We start from the raw sequence: 6,886 nt of genomic DNA, 5'->3' as shown, positions 1-6,886 counted from the left end.
GCGCCGCGCCCGGCTACCGATTCCGAGCGTGAGGCGCCGCGCCCGGCTACCGATTCCGAGCGTCAGGCCCCACCTCCGACCACTGATTCCGCGCGCCAGGCGCCGCCGTCCACCGACTCCGAGCCGCGGCCGGCCCCTTCGACCAGCCCCGACGACGGGCCGGAGCGGGACCGGTGACGGTCGCGGACGCGTTGATGCTGGCCCTCGGCGTCATCGCGGTCGGCGCCGGCGCGCTCGTCGTCACCAGCGACCACCTGGTCCGCTCCGGCTTCTACCTGGTGGTGAGCCTGGGCGCGAACGCGGGCCTCTACCTCGTCCTCGGCGCCGAACTGGTCGCCTGGGTGCAGGTCCTCGTCTACGTCGGCGCGGTCGTGGTCCTGCTGCTCTTCGCGGTGATGCTGACCCGCGCACCGATCGGCCCGTCCGCCGACCTCGACCGCCCGGCCGGCCCGGCAGCCCTGATCGGGGCCGGAGTGGGCTTCGGACTGACCGCCCTGCTGGTCGACGCGTTCCGGTGGACCAGATACGAGTTGCCGCCGCCCGGCACCGCCCGCCGCGTCGGCGAGCAGCTCTTCGGAGCTTGGGTCCTGCCGTTCGAGGTGATCTCGATCCTGCTGCTGGCCGCCCTGGTCGGCGCGATCGTCCTGTCCCGCCCCGACCTGGGCGCCCGCCCCGGACCGCAACCCGCGGGCGAGCCCGTGCCACCCCCCGGCCCGGTCGACGAGACCGATGAGGTCAAGGCCCGCCTGCAACGCATCGCCGCCCGGCAGGCCGCCGCCCAGGCCAGAGTCCGCGAACAGGCCGAGGCCGACCGTGCCGCCGCGGACAGCGCGGTCGCCACCGAGGAGCCCCCCGACCCCCTGAAGGACCGCGCCCGAGACATCATCTTCGGCGCCGGCGACCGCCGCCCCGCGCTGGGCGAGGAGCCACTCACCCAAGATCCCCAGGCAAGCCGCGTAATCGAGGGCACCAGCCGCCCGGGCCCGGCCCAGCCAGCAATCGAAGCTTCACCCTCCCGCAAAAATCCCGATAAATCGGAAATATCCGTGGGGGAGAGGCGGGGTGATGCCGCGCGAGGACGTGCGCTCCCCAGCGGGCTACCAGGCGGCAACCCGGCGGGAACGCCGGAAGGCACTGGCGAGCAAAGCGCACTCCCGGCCGGCTCCGACGACCGGCCCGCCCTCCCGAGCGCCACCCCTGACGGGCGGCTCGCCCGGAGCACCACCCCCGATGCGCGGCCCGCCCTCCCGAGCGCCACCCCCGACGACCGGCCCGCCCCGAACGCCACCCCCGACGCCCCGGACACCGACGAGCCGGAGGGTGCCTGATGCACGCGGTCATCCCGTACGTGATCGCCGCCCTGCTCTTCGGGCTCGGTGTCTACGGCGTCCTCCGCAGGCGGAACGCGATCCTCGTGCTCATGGCCGTTGAGCTCATGCTGAACGCCGTCAACCTGATCCTCGTCGCGGCCGACGCGTCGGTCACCAACACTCTTGCCGGGGTGCAGCCCGAGGCCTGGGCGAACGTCCCGCCGGAGCCGAGAGCCGGAGCGGTCTTCGCCTTGTTCATCATCGTGCTGGCCGCGGCCGAGGTGGGCGTCGGCCTCGCCATCGTGCTGCAGTACTACCGGCTGCGTCGCGCGGTCGTCCTCGACGAGATCGCGCTGGACGACCCCGAACAGGCGGCGTCGTGAGCACCGGCGCGACCGGGCTGCTGATCCCGGGCGTACCGCTGCTTCTCGGTCTTGTCGGTTTACTGTTGCCGGCCGGGGATCGGGAGCCGAGGCGTACGGCTGCCGCTCTTGGCATTTTCGGCGCCGCGGCGTCACTCTTCGTCACCCTGCTGCTGTTGCTCTTCGCGCACAAGCCGCTGGAGTTCAGTCAACACTGGGTGAGTTTCGGCAGCATCGACATCACGTACGGCTTCTCGGCGGGTGTCGCGGCCCTCTACATCGCGATCGCGGTCGGCGTGGTCGCCCTGTTCGTGCAGATCTACTCGGTGGCCTACCTGAACGACGATCCGCGATACGCCCCGTACGCCGCCCAGGTCAGCCTCTTCACCGGCGCGATGCTGCTGGTCGTCACCTCGAGTGACCTGATCGGCGTGCTGATCGGCTGGGAGGTGATGGGCGCCTGCTCGTACCTGCTGATCGGCCACGATCGCCGGCTGCCCGAGGCCCCCGCCGCCGCGGTCAAGGCCTTCCTGGTCACCCGGGTCGGCGACGTCGGCTTCCTGCTCGGCGTCGCGCTGCTGATCATCGACGCCGGCACGTCCCGGATCAGCGTGCTGCTGACCGAGCCGCCGCACACCGCCGCCCTGCTGCTGATCCTGGCCGGGGTGGCCGGCAAGAGCGCCCAGTTCCCGCTGCACACGTGGCTGCCGGACGCGATGGCCGGCCCCACCCCGATCTCCGCCCTGATCCACGCCGCGACCATGGTCGCGGCCGGGGTCTACGTGGTGTTCCGCCTGTACCCCCTCTACGAGCAGTCGCCCACCGCGCTGGCCGTCCTGGGCGTCGCCGCCGCGATCACGATCCTGCTCGGCGCCCTGTCCGCCACCTCCCAGGACGACATGAAACGCGTCCTGGCCTGGTCCACGGTCAGCCAGATCGGCTACATGACCGGCGCGCTCGCCGTCGGGTCGCCCGCCGCCGCGCTGTTCCACCTGCTCACCCACGCCGCGTTCAAGGCGCTGCTGTTCCTCGCCGCGGGCGCGGTGATCCACACGGTCGGCACCAATTACCTGTCCCGGATGGGCGGCCTGCGCCGGTCGATGCCGGTCACCTTCTGGTCCTTCGTGATCGGTCTCGGCGCGCTGGCCGGCGTGCCCCCGCTGGCCGGTTTCTGGTCCAAGGAGAACGTGCTGACCGCGGCCGCGCACGCCACCGAGAGCGGCGGCGGACCGGCCCCGATCTGGGTGGGCTGGGTGGTCTGGCTGTCCGCGCTGTTCGCCGTCTCGATCACCGCCTGGTACGCCACGAGGCTGCTGCTGCGGGCCTTCTTCGGGGTGTCGCGCGCCGGGCCGGAGTGGGAGATCGGCTTCGACGACGCCCGCTACCACCGTCCGGCGAAGCCGCACGATCCGCCCGGCCTGATGCGGTGGCCGATCCTGCTGCTGACGATTCCGGCCGCGTTGCTCGGCTTCGCCGCATACGCCCCCGGCTTCCGTACGGCGCTGGAGCTCGACCAACCGCACCTCGACGTCGCGATCGTGCTGCCCCTGGTCCTGCTCGCGGCCGGGGCCGGCGCCGCGTGGTGGCTCTGGACGGCGGTGCCCGGCGTCGATCCGGCCCTCGCCCTGGGCCCGGCCCGCCGCGTCTTCGAGCACGGGTTCTACCTGGACAATCTTCAAGACCGCTTGGTCGTGCGCCCGGTGCGCGCGCTCGGAAACCTGATCACCGCCACCGATGAGCACGTCGTGGACGCGGCCGTGGAAGGCTCCGGCACCACGACCAGCGGACTCGGCGGCCTGCTCAACGCCGCCCACCGGATCGCTCTGCCGGGCGCCGCCCTGGTCCTCTTCGCCGGCGCTCTCGTGCTGGGCGCCATAGCCGTCGGAGTCTCCACATGACCGGCCTGTTGATCGCGGCGCTGGTCGTCCCGGCGCTCGGCGCGTTAGTGGTCGCCCTGCTGCCGAACGCCTCGGATCGCGGCGCCCGGATCGTGGCCACCGTCTTCGCCGCGATCAACCTGCTCGTCGTGCTCCCGCTGGGCCTGGACCGCGGCCACGGGCGCTTCTGGACCGAGACCGACCACTCCTGGGTGCCGGCGCTCAACATCGAGTTCCACCTGGGCGTGGACGGCGTCTCCTACCCGCTGATCGTACTCACCGCCCTGCTCACGTTGCTCTGCTGCGCGTACACGGTCTGGAATGTGCCGGAGGGCGGCTCCGGACGTACGCTGGCCGCCCTGCTCCTGGTCTTGGAAGTCGGCATCCTCGGCACCTTCCTCGCCCTCGACCTCGTGCTTTTCTTCCTGTTCTTCGAGGTCGTGTTGCTTCCCATGTACGCCGTGATAGCCGGCTGGGGCGGCGAGGACCGACGGCCGGCGGCGCGCAAGTTCGTGCTCTACACCTTGTTCGGCTCGGTGTTACTGCTGCTCGGCGTGCTGACCGTGACGGTCGCCGCGGGCACCGGCGACATGGGCGAGCTGGCCGGCGGCAACGGGCTGAGCAGATCTACGCAGTACGCGGCGTTCGCCCTGTTCGCCGTCGCGTTCGCGGTGAAGGCGCCGCTCTGGCCGCTGCACACGTGGCTGCCCGACGCGCACACCCAGGCTCCCACGGTCGGCTCGGTGATCCTGGCCGGCGTCCTGCTGAAGATGGGCACATACGGCCTGATCCGCATCGGTGTCGGCGTCACCCCGCTGGGCGCCCACTGGGCCGCACCGGTGCTGGGCATCCTGGCCGCCGCCGCGATCCTGGCCGGCGCACTGATCTGTCTACGGCAGACCGAGCTGAAACGGCTGATCGCGTACTCCAGCGTCGGCCACATGGGCTTCGTGCTGCTCGGCATCGCCACCCTGACCGTCACCGGTCTGCAGGCCGCGCTGCTCGGCAACATCGCCCACGGCCTGATCACCGGCCTGCTGTTCTTCCTGGCCGGCGCGCTCAAGGACCGCGCGCACACCGGCAACCTGGCCGACCTGGGCGGTCTGCGCGAGACCGCACCGCGCCTGGCGGGCCTGCTCGGGTTCGCCGCGATCGCCTCGCTCGGCCTGCCCGGCCTGGCCGGCTTCTGGGGTGAGGCGTTCGCCGTGGTCGGTTCGGTCGAGCGGGGCGGCGGCCTGTGGACCACGCTCGGCGTGCTGGCCGCGGTCGGCGGGGCGCTGACCGCCGCGTACTTCCTGCGCCTGCTGCGCAAGGTGTCGCACGGACCGGCCGGCCCGGTGGTGCTCAAGCTGAGTCCCGCGATCGCCGGACCCGAGTGGACGGCCTGGGCCCCGCTCGTCGTCCTGGTCCTGGCCGTGGGCCTGGTGCCGGCGCTGGTCCTGGCCGCCACCGCCGACCCGATGCAAGCGTTGACCGGAGTCCTGCGATGAGCGCCCAGACGATCGACCAGATATCGCTGCTGCCGTTGTACGCCGCCGCCGGCACGGCCGTCCTGGTCCTGCTGGCCGACCTGTTGATCGGCCGGCGCGGCGCGGTCTACGGTTCGCTGGTCCTGGGTGGACTCGCCACGGTCGTCTGCGCGATCGTGGTCGGCGGCAACCGGCCCGGCACGTTCTGCCTCCCCGGCGGCGGCGCCTGCTCCTGGGTGCCGAGCCCGCTGGCGATGGTCGCCGCCGTGGTGTTCGCCCTGCTCACCATCGGCGTACTGGCCTTGTCGATCCCGTCGCTGCGGCTCGGCACCGCGCCCGTCGGCGAGTATTGCTTCCTGCTGGCCAGCTCGATGGCCGGCGGCGTCGTGATCGGCTACGCCGGCGACCTGATCACCCTGATCGTCGGCCTGGAGACGCTGACCCTGCCGCTGTACGTCCTGGTGGGCCTGCGCCGCTACGCCCCCGGCGAGCGGGTCTCGACCGCACCGGCCTCGGCGTCGGTGACGTTCCTGCTGATCAGCGTCGTGTCCACGGCGATCGCGTTGCTGGGCGCGGCCCTCAACTACGCCGCGACCGGTGCCCTGCACCTGGATCGCCTGGTCCCCGGCTCGGGCGTCACCGCGCCGGTGGCCGCCGCCGGGGTCGGCCTGATGGTGGTCGGTTTCGCCTTCAAGGTGGCCGCGGTCCCGTTGCACGCCTGGGCGCCGCCCACGTACGAGGGTGCGCCGCTCCCGATCGCCACCTACCTCTCCACCGCCTCGAAGCTGGGCGGCATCGTGGCCCTGGCAGCGATCGTGTCCCGCCTGGACGCCGACGTGGTGACCGCCGTGCTGGCCGTCCTGACGATGACGATCGGCAACCTGGTCGCGCTGCGCCAGACCCGCATGGTCCGCCTGCTGGCCTGGTCCTCGATCGCCCAGGCCGGCTACATCCTGGCGGCGCTGGCGCTGGGCGCGGCGGGCGTCGAGGCCGCCGCGGCGTACGCGGTCTTCTTCATGGTCCTGGAGTTCTTGGCGTTCGGCGTGGTGACGGCCCTGCGTGCCCCGGGCGCCGACGGCGGCGACATCCTGGCGTACCGGGGCGCGGGCCGCCGGTCACCGTGGCTGGGTGCGGGGATGGTGCTGGCTCTCGCCGGCTTGGCGGGCTTGCCACCGGGCTTGGCCGGTTTGTTCGCCAAGGTGACGGTGGTGGACGCGCTGATCGACCAGGGATGGGGCTGGCTGGCCGGGGTGGTGGCCCTGAACGCCGTGATCGGCTTGGCGTACTACGTGCGGGTGGCGGCGAATCTGTATTCGGCCCCGCCGCAGGTGGGCATCGCCGTGGCGGACCCGGAGCTGCTGGAGGCGGCCACCCACCCGCCCCGCAAGGTGACCCGCCCAGTGGTTGCCGCCCTGCTCGGCGCCGCGGCGGTGGCGGTGGTGTTGGGTTTCGCCCCCCAGATCCTTTTCGGAGCCTTGACCTAGACGAGTAGGTCCTAACCGTGGTGGTAGGCGGTGAGTGATCTGGTCACGGTGCTGCGGTGCTGCGGTGCTGCGGTGGTGCCAGAGCTGAGGCGCTGTGGCAGTTCGTGGCTGGGCGGTCCCGCTATGTGGGACGCTGCGGTCACATCGTGGATTTTTCTGAACCTTGGAGGGTTGTGCCCACATAGTGCGCGTACGGAATTAACTCGGCGTGTTGCTGATTTCGGCCATTCGATCTGCTAAGGCAGCTTCGTTACCTGCGCGTTCGCCAAGCCTGGACGTCTTCACTGGACAGATGACTTCCGACAAAGCCGCTGGTCAGCCAGCCGCAATGGGATAAATCGGTACAAAACGCGAAACTACGAGTTATTTTTTCGCAGGCCCATA

The 6,886-nt window shown here is 71.5% G+C and carries 4 protein-coding genes and 1 pseudogene; all 5 read left to right on the top strand.

Annotated features, from left to right (window positions below):
• Positions 1–173: 173 nt before the first annotated feature.
• Positions 174–704 (top strand): annotated as a pseudogene (locus HH310_RS36050) (NADH-quinone oxidoreductase subunit J); the annotation flags it as partial.
• A 623-nt stretch (positions 705–1,327) separates the two neighbouring features.
• Positions 1,328–1,693 (top strand): NADH-quinone oxidoreductase subunit NuoK, encoded by a 366-nt coding sequence (gene nuoK / locus HH310_RS36045; RefSeq protein WP_169180205.1) that lies wholly within the window; start codon positions 1,328–1,330, stop codon positions 1,691–1,693.
• Positions 1,690–3,570 (top strand): NADH-quinone oxidoreductase subunit L, encoded by a 1,881-nt coding sequence (locus HH310_RS36040; RefSeq protein WP_169180204.1) that lies wholly within the window; start codon positions 1,690–1,692, stop codon positions 3,568–3,570. The genes nuoK and HH310_RS36040 overlap by 4 nt, the downstream gene beginning before the upstream one ends.
• On the top strand, positions 3,567–5,039 hold the full coding sequence (locus HH310_RS36035) for a NuoM family protein (RefSeq protein ID WP_169180203.1): 1,473 nt from the start codon (positions 3,567–3,569) through the stop codon (positions 5,037–5,039). The genes HH310_RS36040 and HH310_RS36035 overlap by 4 nt, the downstream gene beginning before the upstream one ends.
• Positions 5,036–6,502, top strand: coding sequence for an NADH-quinone oxidoreductase subunit N (locus HH310_RS36030; RefSeq protein WP_169180202.1), 1,467 nt, complete (start codon positions 5,036–5,038; stop codon positions 6,500–6,502). Before HH310_RS36035 ends, HH310_RS36030 begins: the two co-directional genes overlap by 4 nt.
• Positions 6,503–6,886: the final 384 nt, after the last annotated feature.

It is taken from the genome of Actinoplanes sp. TBRC 11911, assembly GCF_012933445.1.
Taxonomy (GTDB): Bacteria; Actinomycetota; Actinomycetes; order Mycobacteriales; family Micromonosporaceae; genus Actinoplanes.
The sequence above is the reverse complement of the archived record's forward strand: the minus strand, read 5'-3'. Positions and strand labels throughout refer to the sequence as shown.